Annotated in this window: 10 protein-coding genes; 5 read left to right on the forward strand and 5 right to left on the reverse strand. The window is 70.1% G+C overall.

Annotation, left to right across the window (positions count from 1 at the left end; translation table 11 throughout):
• Together AB0J64_RS24980 and AB0J64_RS24985 are read right to left on the reverse strand one after the other, a co-directional pair.
• Positions 1–324 (reverse strand): DUF4190 domain-containing protein, encoded by a 324-nt coding sequence (locus AB0J64_RS24980; RefSeq protein WP_364031115.1) that lies wholly within the window; start codon positions 322–324, stop codon positions 1–3.
• An 87-nt stretch (positions 325–411) separates the two neighbouring features.
• Positions 412–2385 carry an ATP-binding domain-containing protein gene (locus AB0J64_RS24985; protein ID WP_364031118.1) on the reverse strand — a complete coding sequence of 658 codons (1974 nt, stop codon included), beginning with the start codon at positions 2383–2385 and terminating at the stop codon, positions 412–414.
• 72 nt (positions 2386–2457) lie between these two features.
• Here AB0J64_RS24985 and AB0J64_RS24990 point away from each other — a divergent pair, with 72 nt between their 5' ends.
• On the forward strand, positions 2458–3063 hold the full coding sequence (locus AB0J64_RS24990; RefSeq protein ID WP_364031121.1) for a TetR family transcriptional regulator: 606 nt from the start codon (positions 2458–2460) through the stop codon (positions 3061–3063).
• A gap of 4 nt (positions 3064–3067) precedes the next feature.
• On the opposite strand, the gene AB0J64_RS24995 is transcribed toward AB0J64_RS24990, so the two are convergent.
• Complete coding sequence (locus AB0J64_RS24995) at positions 3068–4039, reverse strand: tyrosine-type recombinase/integrase (RefSeq protein WP_364031124.1); 972 nt, start codon at positions 4037–4039, stop codon at positions 3068–3070.
• 156 nt (positions 4040–4195) lie between these two features.
• On the opposite strand from AB0J64_RS24995, the gene AB0J64_RS25000 reads away from it, so the two are divergent.
• Together AB0J64_RS25000 and AB0J64_RS25005 are read left to right on the forward strand one after the other, a co-directional pair.
• Entirely contained in the window at positions 4196–8383 is a 4188-nt protein-coding gene (locus AB0J64_RS25000) for a LamG-like jellyroll fold domain-containing protein (RefSeq protein WP_364031127.1), read from the forward strand.
• A 14-nt stretch (positions 8384–8397) separates the two neighbouring features.
• Complete coding sequence (locus tag AB0J64_RS25005) at positions 8398–15303, forward strand: polymorphic toxin-type HINT domain-containing protein (RefSeq protein ID WP_364031130.1); 6906 nt, start codon at positions 8398–8400, stop codon at positions 15301–15303.
• Positions 15304–15720: 417 nt separating this feature from the next.
• On the opposite strand, the gene AB0J64_RS25010 is transcribed toward AB0J64_RS25005, so the two are convergent.
• Positions 15721–17607, reverse strand: coding sequence for a BTAD domain-containing putative transcriptional regulator (locus tag AB0J64_RS25010; RefSeq protein ID WP_364031133.1), 1887 nt, complete (start codon positions 17605–17607; stop codon positions 15721–15723).
• Between the two features lie 132 nt (positions 17608–17739).
• Complete coding sequence (locus AB0J64_RS25015) at positions 17740–19395, reverse strand: acetolactate synthase large subunit (protein WP_364031136.1); 1656 nt, start codon at positions 19393–19395, stop codon at positions 17740–17742.
• Between the two features lie 129 nt (positions 19396–19524).
• Between AB0J64_RS25015 and AB0J64_RS25020 the strand changes: the two genes are divergently transcribed.
• Positions 19525–20250, forward strand: a complete 726-nt coding sequence (locus tag AB0J64_RS25020) for a BTAD domain-containing putative transcriptional regulator (protein ID WP_364031139.1) — start codon at positions 19525–19527, stop codon at positions 20248–20250.
• A gap of 89 nt (positions 20251–20339) precedes the next feature.
• Entirely contained in the window at positions 20340–20666 is a 327-nt protein-coding gene (locus AB0J64_RS25025; protein ID WP_364031142.1) for a hypothetical protein, read from the forward strand.
• Positions 20667–20679 lie beyond the last annotated feature (13 nt).

Below are 20679 nucleotides of genomic sequence, written 5' to 3' on the forward strand. Positions count from 1 at the left end.
TCAGGGCGACATGCTCCAGACGAGCATGCCGAGCGCTATCCCGATGATCATCCCGACCAGGGCGGCGATGGCGGCCCACTTGCCCAGGGGCTCACCCCGCGAGTGGCCGACGATGCCGAGCACGATGCCGGCCAGCCCGAACAGGAGCGGGATGAACAGCACGGCCACCACCGCGCAGACGAACCCGATGATCGACAGGACCTGGCTGCTCGCTGCCTGCCTCTGGGGTGGCAGGGGAGGAGGATAGGGCGGCGGCTGGCTCCACTGGTCTTCTCTGGCGTGCGGTACGTCGTCGCCCTGGGGCGGCTCGTGCGAAGAGGTCACTGGCCGGCTCCTCTCAAGGTGTGAACAACATCACACACCGAAGGCGCCGGTCCTGTCGAGCCGAACGAAAATCGACATATACCGAAATCAGGAGGCTTCTGCCGAGTGCGAAAGCTGGGGCGGCAGAGGCCGGGCGTGCACGACGTCCAGCCGGGAGACGGCGCGGGTGAGGGCGACGTACAGGCGGTTCAGCCCGCGCCGCTCGGCCTCGGCGATGGCCGCGGGCTCGGCCACGATCACGTGGTCGTACTCCAGGCCCTTGACCAGCGAGGCGGGCTGCACGCTCAGGCGCTCGTCCACGTCCAGGCCCTCGTCCAGGAGCGCGGACGTCAGCGCTTCGATGTCGGCGTCCGCCGCGATCACCCCGACCGACCCCTCGAACGCCAGCGCCTCGCGCACCGCCTCCACGACTCCCTTGTCCAGCCCGGCCGCCTCGGTGACGCGCAGGCGGCCGTCCGAGCGGTACGAGCGGGTGGCGGGCACCTGGACGTCCAGCGCCGTCAGCAGCGTGTTGGCCAGCTCGACCACGGCCGCCGGAACCCGGAAGCCGGTGGTCAGGGCGATGACCTGGCCGTCCGGCTTGCCCAGCAGCGCCATGCGCTCCGGCCACGAGGAGGCCGCCCACGGGGTGGTGCCCTGGGCCAGGTCGCCGAGCACGGTGAGCGAGCCGTGCTCGCTGCGCCTGGCCACGGCCCGGCACTCCATCGGCGACAGGTCCTGGGCCTCGTCGAGGATGACGTGGCCGTAGCCGCGCGGGCGCTCGATGAGGCCGGCGACCTCGTCGAGCAGCACCAGGTCGGCCGCCGTCCACTTGGCGCTCTTGACGCTGCGGGGCGGCCTGGCCCAGGTGACGGCCTCCCACTCGGCCTCCGTCAGCACGCCGCCGGCCGTGTCGCCCCGGAGGACCCCGTACAGGACCTCCTCCGGCTTGACGGCGGGCCAGACGGCGTCCAGGAACGGGGTGACGCCGCGGGCGATCCTGCGGGTCCAGGCCGCGTCGGCCGTCTGCCCCCTGGCCTCGGCCTGGCGGCGGATCGCGGAGACCACCCTGGCCTGGACCCGCTCCCGGCCCACCCCGTACGGCAGCGCTTCGCGGCGCGTGTCGTCCACGATGCGGCGCAGCTCTTCCTCCGGCACCCGCCACCGGTAGGAGCCATCGGGCACGGCCACCGGCTCGACCGGCTTGCCGATCCGCCCGTACAGGGCCTTGCGCAGGACCTCGGCCATCCGCGCGTCGTGCTTGACGATCGCGGCGGCCTCGCTGTCCACGGCGGTGACGGGGACGGTGGCGAGCAGGCGCTCCAAGGTCGTCTGCTCGACCTCCATCTCGCCGAGCGCGGGCAGCACGGCGGAGATGTAGCCGAGGAAGGCCCGGTTCGGCCCGAGGACCAGCACGCCGGAGCGCTCGAGCCGCTGCCGGTGCGCGTACAGCAGGTACGCCGCCCGGTGCAGCCCGACCGCCGTCTTGCCGGTGCCGGGCGCGCCCTGGACGCAGATCGAGGTGTCCAGTTCGGCGCGTACGAGGTCGTCCTGCTCGGGCTGGATGGTGGCCACGATGTCGCGCATGGGGCCGACGCGGGGGCGCTCGATCTCGGCGGCCAGGATGCGTGACGTGCCTTCCTCGCCCTGTTCGAGCCGCTCGTCCTCGAAGCTCGTCAGCGTCGTCCCCGACCAGCCGAAGCGGCGGCGCACCGCGACGCCCTGCGGGTCGCGCGCGCTGGCCCGGTAGAACGCCCGCGCGACCGGCGCCCGCCAGTCGATCACCACGGGCGGCCCGCCGTGCTCGCCGGTGATGTGCCGCCTGCCGATGTGGTACGCCCGCCCGCCGTGCTCGGCCGAGTCCTGGCCGAAGTCCAGCCGGCCGAAGAACGGCGGCCCCTCGGGCTCCTCGCTGAGCTCCTTGGCCAGGCTCTTGAGGTGGCGTCCCAGGCGCTCGGCGCTGTACCGGTCGCCGGCCACGGTCTCGCCGACGATCACGTTGTCGCGCGCGCCTTCGAGCATCCTGCGCAGACCGGCCGTGCAGCGTTCGACGTACTGCTTCTCGTCCTCGAGCGTGCCCATTCGCGCCTCCCTAAAAGCGTTAACTCGGTTAAGACTTTAACCAGGTTAACACTTTTGCGCTAGAGTGAGCTCATGACAGGACTACGAGAGCTTCAGCGGCAGCGCGTCCACGAGGCCATCTCGACGGCGGCCGTCGCGCTCTTCCTGGAGCGCGGCTTCGACGAGGTGCCCGTGACGGAGGTCGCGGCGGCGGCGGGGGTGTCGAAGCCGACGCTGTTCAAGTACTTCCCGACCAAGGAAGACCTCGTGCTGCACCGGATCGCCGACCATCAGGGCGAGGCGGCGCGCGTCGTGCGGCAGCGCGCGCCGCACGAGCGGCCCCTGGAGGCCCTGCGCCGCCACTTCCTCGACGGGCTCGCCAGGCACGACCCCGTCACGGGGCTCAACGACGATCCGGAGGTGCTGGCCTTCAACCGGATGGTGTTCTCCACGCCCAGCCTGGTCGCTCGGCTGTTCCGGCACATGTCGCTGGACGAGCGGGCCCTGGCCGAGGCGCTCGCGGAGACGACCGACGACCTGACCGCCGATCTGGTCGCCGGGCAGGTGCTGGCCGCCCAGCGCGTGCTGGCCCGGCGCAACGTGGAGCTGCTGGCTGAGGGGCGGCCGTTGGAAGAGGTGGAGCGCGAGGCGGTGCGGGCGGCCGAGCGCGCCTTCTCGCTCCTCCCCGCCGACGTGTGAACCCTCAGGAGAGTGGACGCGGGGAGGGGAGGCGGAGCCGGTCGACCGCGTCGCGGCGGGTCTTCTCCGGGCGGCGGTCGTAGCGGGCCGTCGTGGCAGGGGAGGAGTGTCCCACCAGGGCCTGGGCCGTGGCCAGGTCCACGCCCGCGTCCAGCAGCTCGCCGATGAACGTGCGCCGGAAGTCGTGCGCGGTACGCCGGGCCGCCCCCGCCTCCGACAGGCGGCGGGCCAGGATGTCGGCGATGCCCTGCCCGGTCAGCCCCACAGGCCGCCCGTCACGCGTCCGCAGCCGGCCCGCCTTGCTGATCGGGCTGAACAGCGCCCCCGGTGAGGTCCCCCGGATCGCCAGCCACCGCTCCACCAGCCCGATCGCGTCGGTGGTGAGATAGACGAGGCGCTCCTTGTCGCGCTTGCCGCGCACCCGCAGTGACCGGCTGCCCGGGTCGTAGTCGGCCAGCGACAGGCTCCCGAGCTCGGCGCGGCGGCAGCCGGTGGAGTAGAGAACGGCGATCAGCGCCGCGTCCCGCACCCCCGACGGCGAGTCGTCGCAGGCCGACAGGGCCGCCCCCACCACCTCGGGCGGCACGTGGTGCCCGGTGGGCAGGCGGCTCTGGCGCACCGGGGCCAGGTCGGAGGCGCGGGCGAAGTCCTCGGCGCTGGTCTGGCCGAGCCGCCACGCCTCCTTCAGCACCCGCCGCAGCGCCACGAGGTGCTTGTTCACGTAGGCCGCCGACCAGCCCTGGTCCGTGAGCATCGTACGGATGCGGACGGTGTGCTCGTACCGCAGCAGATGCCACGGCTGACCCGCGCCCGTGGCACGCTCGTCACCGGTGAGCAGCCGGGCCAGCCGGTCGAGGCAGCCGCGCATCGTGCGGCGCGACTCGGGGCTGGTGAGCGAGTCGAGATAGACCTGGTACGGGTCGCGCGCCGGCTCGACCGGCGGCGCCACCTCCTGGGGGACGGCGGGCAGGCTCACCCGGCCGATCTTACGGCCCGCGCCCCGCGCAGAGCCGGGGTCAACACGTGATCTACAAGATCTGAACGCGCCGTCTACCGGTGATCGTCACTGTTGGTCGAGGCCGCCAGAAGGGTCTGCCGGCCGACGTCGACACGGAGCCGGTGGGAGCGCGGTGTGAGAACTCGTTGGACCCTGACGTCGGTGTCAGCGATGGCGGCCATGGCCCTGTCGTGCCTGGCCGTCCCGTCCTGGGGCGCGGTCCCAGGGCACGGGGCGCAAGTCACGGCCGATCCGCTGCCTCAGGTGACCGAGGCGGAGGCGGCGCGGGCGGCCCGTGAGTCGGGGCGGCCGGTGGAGGTGCTCGGCCTGCGCGGCGAGAGGCAAGAGGTGCAGGCCCAGCCCCAGGGCGGGTTCGTCGCGGTCGAGCACGTGAAGCCGGTCCGCACCTTGAAGGACGGCGAGTGGGTGGACATCGACACCACCCTGCGCAAGGACGCCGACGGGTCCATCCGGCCGGCGGCCACCACCGTCGACCTGCGGCTCTCCGGCGGCGGCGACGCGCCCATGCTGTCGATGACCCGGGCCGGACGCCGGCTGTCGCTGTCATGGCCGGGCACCCTGCCCGCCCCTTCCCTCGAGGGTGACACCGCGGTGTACCAGGGCGTGCTCGGCCCCGACGTCGACCTGCGGGTCCGGGCCACCGCCGAGGGCGCCTCGCACGTGCTGGTGGTGAAGACGCCGCAGGCGGCGCGCGATCCCCGGCTGGCCCAGCTCCAGTTCGGGCTCTCGGCGCCGGACCTGCGGCTGGCGGGGGACGAGCGGGGCAACCAGTCGGCCGTCGACCCGGTGACGGGCGCCGAGGTGTTCCGGGCGCCGCCGCCGCAGATGTGGGACTCCAGCGAGCCGGCCGGCGCACAGGCGCTCGTCGGGGAGGCGGGGTTGCGCAGGCCGTCCGCGGCGGCGCCGGGTGACACCTCCCTCGTCGCGGTGATGAAGACGAGCGCTGACGCCGCGCATTTGACGCTGGAGCCGGACCGCGGGCTGCTCACCTCGCCTGACGTGAAGTTCCCGATCTACATCGACCCCGTGTGGTCCGCGCCCGGCGAGTCCGCCAGCCTGATGGTCTCCAACGGCGGCTGGGAGAAGCCGGACTTCGACGACGAGGGCATGGGCCGCTGCCCCATCCACCAGCCTCCCGCAGGCGACTGGTGCCGCGTCGACCACGTCAAGCGGCTGTTCTACCGAATGCCGACCAGCCGCTTCGCGGGCAAGCAGATCCTGTCGGCGGAGTTCTCCGTCAAGGAGACCTGGGCGCCGTCCTGCGACGACCGGTCGGTGCGCATCTACCGGACCACCGCGTTCGGCAAGAGTTCGACCTGGAACTCGACCAAGGACAACTGGGCGGACTACCTGACGTACCGGGACGTCGCCAAGGGCCATTCGAGCAGCTGCCCGGCGGGCGACGTGAGCTTCAACGTCGAGTCGGCCGTCAAGGAGGCCGCCCAGAAGGGCTGGACGAGCACGACGTTCGGCCTGCGGGCCGGGAACGAGGACGACGAGTACGGCTGGAAGCGGTTCGACGGGGACGCCATCCTGCGCGTGTACTACAACACCGCCCCGCGGCAGCCGTCCATGTCGCAGCTGCACTCCAGCCCCGGCGGCCCGTGCCCGGCGTACGGCCACACCACGCCGGTCAACCGGCTGCCGATGCTGTACGCCGACAACCTCACCGACCCCGACAACAGCGGCGCCGAGGGGGAGAAGCTCAACGCCGAGTTCCTGGTGTCGTGGAAGGACGCCTCCGGCACCGAGCACCAGTGGCGCACCAGCACGCCCAAGAAGCAGTCGGCCAAGGGCTCGCACAAATCATCGTTCTCGGTGCAGGTCCCGGCGGGCTTGATCCCGGTGAACGCCGACTTCAACTACCAGGTACGCGCCTACGACGGCGCGGCGTGGAGCCCGTGGAGCTCGGGAGGCTCCGCCACCAACTGCTACCTGCACTACGACCCCACGGCTCCCCGCACCCCCGTGGTCGGATCGCCCGAGTACCCGGAGCTGAACCCCGACGACCCGGACGTGAGCGCGCGCGACGGCGTCGGCCACTACGGCTCGTTCACGATCACCTTCGACCCCGAGGTGACCAAGTTCGCCTACGCGCTCAACACCACCCCCGCCCCCGCCTCGGCGGTCAGCCGCGCCGCCAACCCGCAGACGGTCCAGGTGGTCCCGACCCGTCCCGGCGTCAACACCCTGTACATCACCGTGTGGGACGCGGCGGGGAACTTCTCGGTCGGCGACTACCGGTTCTGGGTGAGCGAGGGCGCCCCGGAGAAGGCGCGGTGGAAGCTGGACGAACCCACAGGCTCCTCCGCGCTCAGTGGTGAGACCCCGGGGATCGCCGCCCGATCCGGTGCGGGCGCCACCCTGGGCGCGGAGGGCAAGACCGGCAACGGCCTCAGCCTCGACGGCTACGCCGGTGGCTACGCCGCCACCGACCTGGCCGTCGCCGACACCACTCGGAGCTTCACCGTCTCGGCATGGGTCCGGCTGCGCAAGAACGACGCCTTCTACAACGTCCTGGCGCAGGACGCGTCCGTCCAGAGCGGTTTCCAGCTCGGTGTGAACCCCGCCCCCAGCTCATGGGTGTTCAAGACCCCGGCGAACGACGTCAAGGGCGGGAGCGGCCCGTGGACCGGGGCGATCGCGCCCACGCCGCCGGAGCTGAACGTCTGGACCCACCTGACCGGCGTGTACGACGCGCCCGCCAAGATGCTCCGGCTGTACGTCAACGGCACCAAGGCGGCCGAGACCCCGGTCGCCTCCGTACTCGACGCCAGGGGCGCCTTCCAGATCGGGCGCAGCCTGTTCGACGGCGGGTACGCCAACAACTGGCCGGGCGACGTCGACGAGGTCAAGGTGTTCGCCGCGGCCCTGTCCGACGACGACGCGGCGAGCCTGGCCACCGGCTCCACGCCCGCGGGCCTGACGGCGCACTGGCGGCTGGAGGAGCCGGCGGGCAACGAGCGCGTCTACGGCGAGGGCGGCGGCCCCCTGTCCGCCACGGTGCAGGGGGGCGCCACCTTCGGCGGCCGCGGGCAGGTCGGCACGGCCATGCAGCTCACCGGGCCGGGCGCGTACGCCTCCACGGCCGGCCCGGTACTCAACACGACCCGGAACTTCGCCGTCTCCGCCTGGGTGAAGCTGCCGACCACCGCCGCCACGGACATGACGATCGTGAGCCAGGACGGCGCCAACCAGAGCGGCTTCTACCTCAAGTACCGAGCCGCCAACAAGAAGTGGGCGTTCATGCGGACGGCCGGCGACGTCACGGCCCCGACGAGCCTCACCGCGTACTCCGCCAACACCGCCGTGCTCGGCCAGTGGACCCACCTGGTCGGGGTCCAGGACGTCGTCGCAGGGAAACTCCGGCTCTACGTCAACGGCGTCGAGAGCGGCACCAACAGCCTGCCACCGGTGTGGCAGGCCGGAGGCGGGCTGCAGATCGGCCGGGCGAAGTGGAACGGCGGCCCGGTCGACTACGTCACGGGCGCGATCGACGACGTGCGGATCTACGACCGGGTCCTCTCGGCCGAGGAGGCGCGCGACCTGTTCACCGTCAAGTCCGACATCTTCGGCCGCTGGCGGCTCAACACCGCGACCGGCACCCCGGCGACCAGCCCCGACTCCGCGCCGGTCGCCGTGAGCCACCCGGTCAAGCTGGCCGGCACGGCCAGGATCACCACCGACCCCGGCCTGAGCGTCGTGACGCCGCCGGACGGCCAGGTGGCCGGCGCGCTCGACCTTCCCGGCGGCGACGGCGACTACGCGGCGGCCGACGGGGCGATGATCGACAGCGCCGAGAGCTTCACGGTCTCCGCCTGGGTGCAGACGGCCGGCACCCCCACCAGGTCCATGACCGTCCTGGGTCTCGCCGGGACCACCAACAGCGCCGTGGCGGTGCGCTACGACGCGGCCAAGGGCTGCTACGTGCTGGACGTGCCCAGCGTGGACGGCACGGGCGCCACCACCGCGACGGTGGAGCACTCCAGCTTCCACCAGGGCGGCTTCGGCGACTGGGACCACCTGGCGGTCGTCTACGACGGCTTCAACAGCCGGATCACGCTGTACGTCAACGGCGTGCGCGAGGACGCCGCCGAGGCGCCGACGGTGTCGTACCGCGAGAACACCCGGGTCTTCGCCCCCATCACCTCTCTGCAACTCGGCCGGGCCAGGACCGGCGGCGCCTACCCCGCGGGCCAGAACTGGCGCGGCCAGCTGGACGACGTCTGGGTGCTGCGCGGCGCGGCCACCGACGAAGAGGTCGCCTACCTGGCCAACCCCACTGAGATCGACGAGCTCTAGCCATGGAGGATGCTGTGCGTAGCGGGAGGAACGGGCGGCGCTTTCCGCGCCTGGTCGCGACCCTGACGGCGCTCGTCGTGTGCGCGGGGCTGCTGGCGGCGGCGCCGGTCGAGGCCCCGCCGGTGGCGGCGGACGCCGTACGGCTGCTGCCCAAGCCGGCGGAGCCCGACAAGACGGTGGCCGGGCACGAGGTGAAGGTCAAGCCACGCAAGCTGGACGCCTCCGTGACCCACCCGGCGCCGCCGGCCACCGTGACGTGGCCGAAGGCGGGCGTCGCCGAGGTCTCCCTGGCCGCCGCCGCGCCCGGCCTGCGTAAGTCGGCCTCCGCGGCTGCCACGAAGGCGGGCGCGCTTCCGGTCTGGGTCGGTGCCGCCTCGCACGCCGGCGCCGCCCCGTCCGCTGCCGCCCCTGGCAAGGTGCGGGTGCGGATGCTGGACCGCGCGGCCGGACGGCGGGCCGGCGTCGACGGGGTGCTGTTCTCCGTCGAGCCGGCCGGCGCCGCGCCGGTCCCGGAGAAGATGGCCGTACGCCTGGACTACTCGGGTTTCGCCCGCGCGTACGGCGCCTCCTACGGTTCCCGCCTGCGGCTGGTGCGGCTGCCCGCCTGCGCGCTCACCACGCCGGACGCCCCGGCATGCCGTACGGCGACACCGGTCGGCTCCGTCAACGACACCGAGCACCAGAGCGTGAGCGCAGAGGTGGCGTCGACGGACGGCGGGGCGACCGTGCTGGCGGCCGCGTCGGCGCCCTCCAGCGACAAGGGCGACTACAAGGCGACCTCGCTGACGGCCTCGGCGACGTGGGGCGTCGGCCCCCAGTCCGGCGACTTCACCTGGTCGTACCCGATGCGGGTGCCGCCGGTGCCGGGCGGGCTGACCCCGAGCGTCGGTCTGTCGTACTCCTCCTCGTCCATTGACGGCCGCACGTCCAACACCAACACCCAGCCGTCCTGGGTGGGCGACGGGTTCGACCTGTGGCCGGGCTTCATCGAGCGCCGCTACAAGTCCTGCAAGGACGACGGCGTGCCCAAGAACAGCGAGTGGGACACCTATCCCGGCGACCTGTGCTGGGGCTATGACAACGCCACGATGACGCTGAACGGCAAGGGCGGCGAGCTCATCCCCGTCGGCGGCGACAAGTGGCGGATGAAGAACGACGACGGCACCCGCATCGAGAAGCTGACCAGCGAGGCCATCAGCAACGGCGACGACAACGGAGAGTACTGGAAGGTCACCACCACCGACGGCACCCAGTACTTCTTCGGCCTGAACACCCTCGCCCTGGAGCACCCGGAGACACAGTCGGCCTGGACGGTGCCGGTGTTCGGCGACGACGACGGCGAGCCCTGCCACAAGTCGGAGTTCAAGGAGTCGTCGTGCTCCCAGGCGTGGCGGTGGAACCTCGACAAGGTCGTCGACCGCGACGGCAACGCGATCACCTACTTCTACAAGCAGGAGCGCAACCACTACGGCCGCAACCTCAAGCCCGAGGACGAGACGGCGTACGTGCGCGGCGGCTACCTCGACCACATCGAGTACGGCCTGCGCTCCGACAACCTGTTCCCGGGCAAGGCCCCGGCGCGGGTGGACTTCGTGGTCTCCGAGCGGTGCATCCGCGATGCCGACGCCGACTGCGCCGACGACAAGATCAAGGACCATCCGGAGTACTGGGAGGACGTGCCCTGGGACCTGCACTGCGACGCAGGACAGGAGTGCAAGGAGCAGCACGGCACGCTCGCGCCGACGTTCTGGTCCCGCAAGCGGCTGACCATGATCAAGACGGAGATCCTCAAGGCGGACGGCAGTGACTACCGCCCGGTGGACACGTGGGAGCTGAACCACGCATGGGGGATGGCGGACGTCGACAGGCAGTTGCTGCTGACGTCCATCGTGCACACCGGGCTCGCCGGCCAGGACCCGGTCGTGCTGCCGCCCGTGTCGTTCGTCTACGACCAGATGCCGAACCGGGTGGACAAGCTCGGCGACGACCTCGGCCCGTTCGTGAAGAACCGGCTCGGCACTGTGTACAACGAGTTCGGCGGGGTCCTGGACGTCAACTACTCCAAGGCCGACTGCACCACAGCCGACCTGCCGACCCCGCAGACCAACCAACGCCGGTGCTTCCCCACTTACTGGAGCAAGACCAGCGGCGAGAGTGACAACCCCACGCTCGACTGGTTCCACAAGTACGTGGTGACCGAGACCGTCCAGACCGACCTGACGGGCGGTTCGCCCGACATGGTCACCAGGTACGACTACAGCATCGGGCACCCCGCGTGGCACTTCGACGACGACGACGGCCTCACCCCCGAGAAGTACAAGACCTGGTCGCAGTGGCGCGGCTACGACAAGGTCCGCGTGGTCAACGCCGCCACCAGCGGCGCACCCGGCCAGGTCGACCACTGGTACTTCCAGGGCATGGACGGCGACCGCCTGAACACCTCCGGCGGCAAGAAGGACGTCAAGGTCTCCGACGACGAGGGAGGCACCTATCCCGACCACGAGTCCCTGCAGGGATTCGAGGTCAGGACAGTCACATATGACAAGGCCGACGGCAAGGTGGTGTCCAAGACCGTCGCCTCGCCGTGGCACTACCAGACAGCCTCCCGCACCCGCCCCTGGGGGACGGTGACCGCCAACCTGGTCGGCACCAAGACCATCCGGAAGCTGACCGCGCTCGACGACGGGAGCTGGCGGGAGACCAAGACCACCACCAACACCTTCGACACCACTACAGGCGCGCCGACCCAGATCGACGACTTCGGCGACGTCACCACCGACGCCGACAACCAGTGCACCACCACGACGATGGCGGCGCAGAACACCACCGACTGGCTGGTCGGCTTCCCGGCGCAGGTACGGACGGTGGCGGCGTCCTGCGACCAGTCCGTGGACCTCAGCAAACAACTCATCTCCGGCGGCCGCACCTACTACGACGGCGGGGCCCTCGGTGCGGCACCGGCCAGGGGACTGGTCACGGCGACCGACAAGGTCGCGGCCACCGGCACCACCAGCACCGCCGTGCGGTACGTGCCAGGGACCAAGACGGCCTACGACGCCTACGGCAGGCCCAAGACCGCGACGGTCGTGGACAACACCGGGACCACCCCCGTGGAGCGCGCCACGACCACGGCCTACACCGAGACCAGCGGCCTGACCACCAGGACGACGGTCACGGGCCCGCCGGTGAAGAGCGGGGACCCCGACTCGGCGATGAAAACGACCACCGAGCTCGATCCCGCCTGGGGGAGCGCCCTCAGGTCCACCGACGAGGGCGACAAGACGACCGTCTTCTCCTACGACGCCCTCGGCCGGGTGACCAGGGTGTGGGCGCCGGGCCGAGGCACGGACCAGCTCCCCGACAAACAGTTCGGCTATCAGATCATCTCCGGCAAGGTCACCGCGATCTCCACCAAGGAGCTGACCAACGACGGCGGCCAGGACACCGCGTACGAGCTGATGGACGGCTGGCTGCGGTCCCGCCAGACTCAGCAGCCCGGCCCGGACGGCGGTCGCCTGATCACCGACACCTTCTACAACGCTCAGGGCAGCGTGGACCGGATCTACGCCGCGTACTACGCCGACGGCGCCCCCAGCACGTCCCTGTTCGGCGTGGACACCCCGGGTCAGGTGGAGACCCAGACGGCCTACACCTACGACGGACTCGGCCGCGTCGTCGCCGAACGGCTGCTTGCGGGCAACAGCGACACCGGTGAGAAGTGGCGCACCACCTACGCCTACGGCGGCGACTGGACGACCGTCACCCCACCCGACGGCGGCATCCCGACGACCACGGTGGTCGACGGACTCGGCAGGAGAGTCGAGGTCCGCCAGCATAAGCCGGGCGGCTACGACTCCACCTTCTACAGCTACACCCCCAGGGGACAGCTGGCGTCGATCAAGGGCTACGGCGGTCACACCTGGACCTACGACTACGACCTGCGCGGCAGGCAGGTCCGCAAGTCCGACCCTGACAAGGGCGTCAGCACGTTCACCTACGACGACCTTGACCAGCTCGTCCAGACCGAGGACGCGCGCGGCAAGAAGATCAGCACCACCTACGACCCGATCGGCCGCCAGACAGCCCGGTACGACACGACGAGCGGCAGCCCCGGCACCAAGCTCGCCGAGTGGACGTACGACACGGTCCGCAAGGGACAGCCGACCGCCTCCATCCGCTACGAGAACGGCGCCGTCTACACCGAGGCCGTCAACTTCTACGACAACCAGAACCGGCCGACCCGCACCACCGTGACCCTGTCCGGCCTCCCGGCGGCCGAGTCCGCGCTCGCCCCCTCCGCCGGCTACCAGTTCAACACCGTGTACAACCCCGACGGCAGCGTCCAGTCGGTCAGCAGCCCGGCGGCCGGCGGCCTCCCGGCCGAGGTGATCGCCACCACGTACGACGACCTCGGCCGCGCGGTCAAGCTGTCCAGCAACCTGGGGACGTACGTCATCGGCACCGACTACAGCAAGACCAGCAAGCTGCTGGCCAGGCGGCTGTCCGCCGGTGGCAAACAGGTGGACCAGACCTTCGGCTACGAGTTCGGCACCCAGCGGCTGAAGACCAGCACCACCGTCCACGCCGGCATGCCGGGCGTTGACCGCAACGCCACCTACGGCTACGACAACGCCGGCAACGTCACGCAGATCACCGACGTCTCCCGCGACGGCACCGACAACCAGTGCTTCCGTTACGACTATCTGAGGCGGCTCACCGACGCCTGGACCCAGGCGACCGACGGCTGCGCGACCGATCCCGGCTCGGCGACCCTGGGCGGCCCCGCGCCGTACCGGAGCGCCTACACCTTCGACGCCTCCGGCAACCGCGCCACCGAGACACAGTACGACACGTCCAACAAGGCCGCCGCCACGCGCACCTACGCCTACGCGGGCGGCACCGGCGTCGGCGCCTCGTACAAGGGACACCAACTCGCCACCGTCACCACCCAGACCGGGACAGGGGCGCGCACCGACAGCTACGCCTACGACGCCACCGGCAACACCACCCGGCGCACCACCGGCGCCGGTGACCAGACGCTCACCTGGGACGCCGAAGGCCATCTCACCAAGGTCACCGACTCGGGCACCGGCGAGACCGGCTTCGGCTACGACTCGGACGGCGACCGGCTGATCCGTCGCGACCCGACCGGCACGACGTTGTACCTGCCCGGGCTGGAGGTCCGCCTCAACAAGGGAGCCACGGCCACCCAGGCCACCCGCTACTACAGCCACGACGGCGACACGGTCGCCATGCGCACCACGGCGGGGGTCACGTTCTTGTCGCCCGACCATCAGGGCACCGGTGAGGTGGCGATCGACGCGACGACCGGAGCACTGAGCAAGCGGCGCTACACGCCGTTCGGGCAGCCGCGCGGCACCGCCGCCGGCGTCTGGCCGGGGGAGAAGGGCTTCGTCGGCGGCACCATCGACTCCAGCACGTTCCTGACCCACCTGGGTGCTCGTGAGTACGACGCGGACATCGGCCGCTTCATATCCGTCGACCCGCTGTTCAACCTGGACTCTCCGGAGGGCTGGGATGGTTACTCCTACGCCAACCACACCCCCGTCACGCAGAGCGACCCCACGGGCCTGCAACCGACCGGCCCTTGGTGTGGCCCCTACGCCTGCCATCCCGGCGCGATGGACCCTGGTGCCGGCAGCGATGGAGGAGGCCATGGACCTGGGCACAGCACTCCAAGCTCACATCCCACCAAGTCGTGCGACACCTGGTGCCACATACGCAACGTAACCGGCGGCGCGGCGAGCGGTTTGGTGAACGGCTCGGTCGGCACTGCCAAGAACTTCCTCGCCGACGTCTTCTACAGCACCGTGAAGTTGTCGTGCCCACCCGGAATCGCGACCGGTTGCGCCGCAGGGGTTGACGACGCCCAGGCCAGCAGTCCCCTCTACAAAGACATCCCGACCTGGGGCGACGAGCACAGCAAGATGTACAAGGCTGGCAAGATCGGCGGTGAATGGGCTCCGGTCCTCACCGGCGGCCTGGGAGCCGTACGCGGCATCATCCTAAAGCTCGCAGAAAGGGCCGCGGCGAAAGCCCTCCCGAGGGTCCTGGACAAAGGGGCGACCTCCGCCGCCCGATCGGGCAGAATCCGCTCGGCGGCGGCGAGGGTCGGGGCCAGATTGAAGGGCGGGAGCTGCAACAGCTTCGTCCCAGGCACAAAGGTGCTGATGGCGGACGGCGGGTGGAAGCCCATAGAGCATGTCAAGATCGGCGATCTGGTGATCGCGACGGATCCGCACTCTGGCGCGAACCAGGCCAAACCGGTCACCGCACTGATCGCTGGCGAAGGGGTCAAGCACCTCGTCAAGATCACGGTGGACATCGACGGTCGCCGAGGCAGCGCCGCCGGCAGCATCACCGCTACCGATGGTCACCCGTTCTGGGTGGACAACCTGCGGGAATGGCGCGACGCGGATCACCTCGAGCCAGGCATGTGGCTCCGCACCGGCGCCGGCACTCATACCCAGATCATCGCCGTCCAAAGGTGGGCCACTACCCAGCGGGTCCACAACCTGACGGTGGACGACATCCACACGTACTATGTGCTGGCGGGAGCGACACCAGTTCTCGTCCACAACGCCAATCCTGATCAGTGCTTCCGCGGCGCCAGGAGTAACGAATCGCCGAGTTTCGTGCCGAGGCCCAACGACTTTAAGGTTGATGCCGAAACTGGATTCGTGCGCGAAACACATGGTATTTCAGTGTTCGATAACCCCGAGAGTGTTTCCTTGAAGGGGTTCGTTCCGCATCAGATTGACGAGTCCAGCATCCCGCGCACGCTCCGAGTGATTCAGCGTGGGAGAGATCCTCGGCATTATGAGATCGTTCCTGCTCCAGGGGCGAATCTCACTCCGGAGAGGTATGCGGCGGAACTGGGGAAAATAAAGATTCGGTAGTGTGGAAGGAGCGGCGGAGCATGTATGATTTGCGGTTCCCGGACTATCTGGAGGGGTATGAGGCCGAAACCGAAGCGAAAGGGTATCTGGTAGGAGTACGGGTCGTCTCGTCTGGCGCTACCTACGAGTTGACTGTCTATGACGTCACACGTCTGGGGCAAGAAGTTGCTGAGGAAGTGCAGTCACAGGGATATTTCGGTGTGGCGAACATTCTGGTCGTTCCCCGTGTGACTCGTGTTGATGTTGCTCGAGCAGTAGAACGAATGTCTCGAAGCGATTTCGAGGGACTCGTGCCCCGGTCCGGCAGGTAGACTCCGCTGCTTGTTGGTGACGATGGCCAGGTGGTTGCGCGTGAGCCTTGGCAACGAGACAGGCGCTCCGGAAGGCGGCCTGCCCGCGCTGCTGGAATGTTATTCTTCAGCCGAGGGCCACAGACCTCTCTGTGGATGTGGGGTGAGCGCACGTTGTACGGCCCAGTTCCATGTGACCGTTCTCGACGAACAAGCGCGTGAGCTCCGGCAGTTGATAGAGGTCCGGCTTGGAGGAGTTCAGGAGACGGATGTCGAGGAGCTTTTCAAGTAGTTTCCCGGCCTGATTGATGTCCGTGCCGGCAAGTTTGGCGGCGAGGTGAATCGTGATCTGTGATTTACGAGCCAGGGATAAAAGGCAGAACAAGCGGGACAGGTTCTGTCCCTCGGCGTGGCCTTCCAGATGCCGGAAGCTGGCTGCTAAAGTGGAACGAACAGATAAGTCGTCTATTTCTAGTTCATCCAAACGCTGTTGTTCGTTGTCCAGCTTGTCGGCCAGCCAGCGGAGCGGCCACTGCGGGCGAGCCGTCAGGCGGGTGCCGGCGATGTGGACGGCCAGAGGGAGGCCTTCGCAGTAGCGGGCGATTCGCCGGGCCGCGTCAGGATCCCTGGTCATGCGCTCCTCTCCTGCGAGGTTGCCAAGCATGGCCAGGGATTCCTCGGTGGACAGGGTGTTCAGGTGGTGGACGGGGCAGCCCAGGGTCGCCAGGGAGCGGCGGCTGGTCACCAGGACACCGCACCGCTCACCTGGGAGCAGAGGCTCCACCTGGGTCGTGGCCACTGCGTTGTCCAGGAGTACCAGCATGCCGCGGCCCGTCGTGAGGGAACGGAACCGGGCCGCCGCCTCGGCAGTCTCTGTCGGCACATCCTGTGGGGCGACACCGAGAGCCCGCAGCATGCGTCCCAACCCTTCGGCGGGCTGGAGGGGCTTCAGATCTTCACGGGATCCTTGCAGGTCGACGTACAGATGCCCACCGGGGAAGTGGTCGCCTAAGCGGTGGGCCAGATGGACGGCCAGCGCGGACTTGCCCATGCCGCCGCCCCCCGTGATCACAACGGCACCCGGCCCTTCGGGGTCGGTCATGAGTCGCTGCAGGGACGCCAGGTCCTGCTGCCGGCCAGTGAACGCGGGGACGTCCCTGGGCAGTTCCAGGGGCGGTGACGTGGGGACTGCGGCGATGCCCCCGGCCAGGCGGGTGACGACGGCAGGCCGCTCGGCGCCCGCCGTCACGGGGCCGGCTGCGGCGGGGCCCGGCAAGGATCTGCCTTCCAGGATGGTCTGGTGGAGTTCCCGCAGGTCGAGCCCGGGCTCAAGCCCAAGTTCCGCAGCGAGGGTCTGTCGCGCCCGCCGGTAGGAGTCCAGGGCGTCGGCGCGGCGGTCGGCCGCGTACAGCGCCCGCATGAGCTGCCCCCACAGCCCTTCCCGCAGCGGATGCTCACTCGTCAGCCCCTGGAGCTCGTGGATCAACTCGGGACCATGCCCCTGCAGCAGGCCGGCCTCGATGCGGGCCTCGGTGGTGGTCAGCCGGCGCTCGTCCAGCCTGCACACCTCGGCGCTCACCGCCGTGGTGAGCAGGGCGTCGGAGTACGGCTCCCCGCGCCACAGCGCGAGCGCCTGGGTGAGGAGCAGGTGGGCTGCCTCCGCGTCACCCTTGGCCAGCGCCGCGCGCCCCCGCGCCGTCAGGGCGTCGAAGCGGGCGACGTCGGTCGCGTCGGGGGCGCAGCGCAGCTCGTAGCCGGACGCCCGGGTGAGGACGGTCTCGCCGGCGAGGTCGCCGAGCGCGCGGCGCAGCTGCAGGATGTAGCCGCGGATCAGGGTCGCCGCCGTCGTCGGAGGCTTGGCGGGCCACAGTTCGGCGATCATGTGCGCTGTGGTGACCGGCCTTCCGGCCCCCATCGTCAGCAGGGCCAGCAGGGTCCGGGGACGAGAGCCGGGGACCGAGACCCAGTCTGAGCCGGTCCAGACCCGTATCGGCCCGAGGACCTGTAGCCGCATGTACCCCCCGCGCACATTCGTCAGCACCACGGCGAGCGATTCGCCGAGATCATGGCCAGGGTGCCGCACCGGGCCGGTAGGTTCCAGACTTTTGCGTCTGAGTGCAAAGTCGCAGGTCGCAGGGGGGCGGGCTCAGAAGGGGCCGGTGAGGTCCCCCAGCTTGTCGGTCAGCTCCAGGTTCGCCGAGTAGTCGACCGGCACCGCGACCACCGACACCACGTCGTCCGCCAGCGCCCTGCGCAGCGTCGGCAGCAGCTCGTCAGCGCTGGTGACCTGATAGCCGCGCGCCCCGAAACTTTCCGCGTACTTCACGAAGTCCGGGTTGCCGAACCTGACGTTGGAGTCGCGCCCCAGCTCCAGGTCCATCTTCCACTCGATCAGCCCGTACGCGCCGTCCACCCACACCAGCACCACGAACGGGATCCGCTCCCGCACGGCGGTCTCGAGCTCCTGCGAGTTCATCAGGAACGCGCCGTCACCCGTCGCCGCCAGCACGCGACGATGGGGGAACGCCAGCTTGGCCGCCAGCGCGCCCGGCACCGAGAAGCCCATGGACGACAGGCCGTTGGAGACCAGCATCGTGTTGGGCTCGTACGTCGGGTACATGCGGGCCATCCACATCTTCACCGCCCCCGTGTCCGCCAGCACGATGTCCTCGCGCCCCATGGCCGCGCGGATGTCGGCCACCACCCGGCGCGGCGACAGCGGGAATCCGTCCTCCGAACGCCCCTGCTCGAGCTCCTCCCGCACCATGCGGCGGATCTTCTCCCCGGTGCCGTTCATCTCGAAACGCCGGTGCACGGCGTCACCGAGCGCGTCCAGGGACCGCGAGATGTCCCCCTGAACGCCGACCGCCACCGGATAGTGGTCGTCCACCTCGGCCGGGAACCGGTGAATGTGGATGATCTCCTTGTCCCGCAGCGGGTTGACCTTGGCCGGGTCGAACTCCTGGAGCTCGTACCCGACGCTGATCAGCACGTCCGCCTCGTCGAACCCGAAGTTCACGTAGTCGTGGCGCATGAAGCCCACCGCGCCCAGCGCGTGCCGGTGGTCGTCGGGGAAGACGCCCTTGCCGTTGAACGTGGTCGCCACCGGCAGTCCGAGCCGCTCCGAGAAACGCACCAGCGCCGGCGCGGCCCCGGCGCGCGTGGCGCCGTGCCCGGCCAGCACGATCGGCCGGCGCGCGGCGGCCAGCACGTCGGCCGCGCGGGCGATCTGGGCGGGGGAGGGATCCTGGGGACGCACCACGTTCACGGGGAGCGGGCGCAGACCGGTGGGCGCCGGCGCCGACTCGACGTCCTCGGGGATGGCCAGGTAGACGGCGCCGGGACGTTCGGTCTGGGCGGTCTTGAACGCCTTGCGGATCATCTCGGGCAGCGCCTGCGGCGACGGCACGAGCTCGGCCCACTTGGTGATCGGCCGGAACAGCGACACCAGGTCCACGACCTGGTGCGACTCCTTGTAGATGCGGTCGAGCCCGACCTGGGCGGTGATCGCCACCACCGGGGTGCTGTTGGTGGTGGCGTCGGCCACGCCGAGCTGCAGGTTGATCGCGCCAGGGCCGAGCGTGGCCGAGGCCACCCCGGGCTTGCCGGTCAGCCGGCCGTAGATCTCGGCCATGAACGCCGCGCCCTGCTCGTGACGTACGAGCACGTAGCGGATGGAGGAGTGCTGGAGCGCGTCGACGAAGTGGATGTTCTCCTCGCCGGGGATGCCGAAGACGTACTCGACGCCTTCCGCCTCCAGAGCCTGCACGATGAGCCGGGCCGCGTCGGCCTGCGGGGACATGGGACACGCCTTCTTTCCTGTACGCCTTCGTCCCTGCAAGCACCGGAGCGTCGCCGTTCATTCCGGCGGCCTGCGGGTAAGTCAAGAGCGGCTCCCCGCACTGATCCCGCACCACGAGGGGACCGGAAGATGGTGGAGCGACCTTTCTGTCTGACGCTTCTGGGAGGCTTCCGGCTGCTGGCCGGAGGCGAGCAGCTCGCCGTCTCCAGCGGGTCCGAACGCCTGCTCGCATTCCTCGCCATCAGTCGCAGGACGGTTCCCCGGAGCGTGATGGCGACCACGCTCTGGCCCGACGCGCCGGAGAAGCGCGCGCAGGCCAACCTGCGTTCCGCGCTGGCCCGCCTCGACGGCGTCGGGCGGCGGATGCTCGATGTCGGAACGACCGAGATAGGGCTGGGCCCGGAGACCGGCGTGGACTTCGACGAGGCACGGGCGCTGGCGCAGCACCTGCTCGACCGCACCGCCGAACTCGGCGAGAGCGAGGTCGGCACGCGGTCCGTCGAGGTGCTCTCCGACGGCCTGCTGCCCGGCTGGTACGAGGAATGGGTCCTCGCCGCCGCGGACGAGTGGCACCAGCTGCGGCTGCACGCTCTGGAGGCGCTGTCGGCGATCTTCGTACGGCAGGGGCGGTTCGCCGAGGCGGTCACGGCCGCGAGTGTGGCCGCGCATGCCGAGCCGCTGCGGGAGAGCGCCTGCGCCGCCCTCATCGAGGCCCACCTCGCGGAGGGTAACCAGGCGGAGGCGCTGCGCCATTTCCAGCTGTACGAGCGAAATCTCCACACCGAACTCGGCCTCCAGCCGACCCCCCGATTGTGCGAGCTGGTCGCGGATCTGCGCGCCAGGAGAGAGCGCTGAGCCGGGCCGGTGACGCTCCCGTCACGCCGCCATCACGGCGCGGTGACACGGCCCCGGCCACGCTGTGGGTGACAGGAAGGGAGACCAGGATGCGCATCAACAAGAGTCTGATGCTGGCTGGTCCAGCGCTTCTCGCCGCTGTCGCTCTCGGGCCGGTCACGGCCTCGGCCACCCAGGCCTTCGCGGACACGACCGCGACGAGCGTGCAGACCAGCACGCACGCCGCGCCCGTGCCGCCCAAGGACAGGCAGAAGCAGTACAACCGTGGCAGGAACTCCGGCTTCACGGAGGGCCGTGCCGACTGCAGGGCCAACAAGCCGTACAACCTCCAGCGCACTGGTGGCGGCTACTACCAGCGCGGATTCATGGACGGTTACAACGAGGGGTTCCACAGCTGCACCCCGATGACCAAGTAACCTCCGCCCATGG

It is taken from the genome of Nonomuraea sp. NPDC049695, assembly GCF_040674955.1.
GTDB lineage: Bacteria > Actinomycetota > Actinomycetes > Streptosporangiales > Streptosporangiaceae > Nonomuraea > Nonomuraea helvata.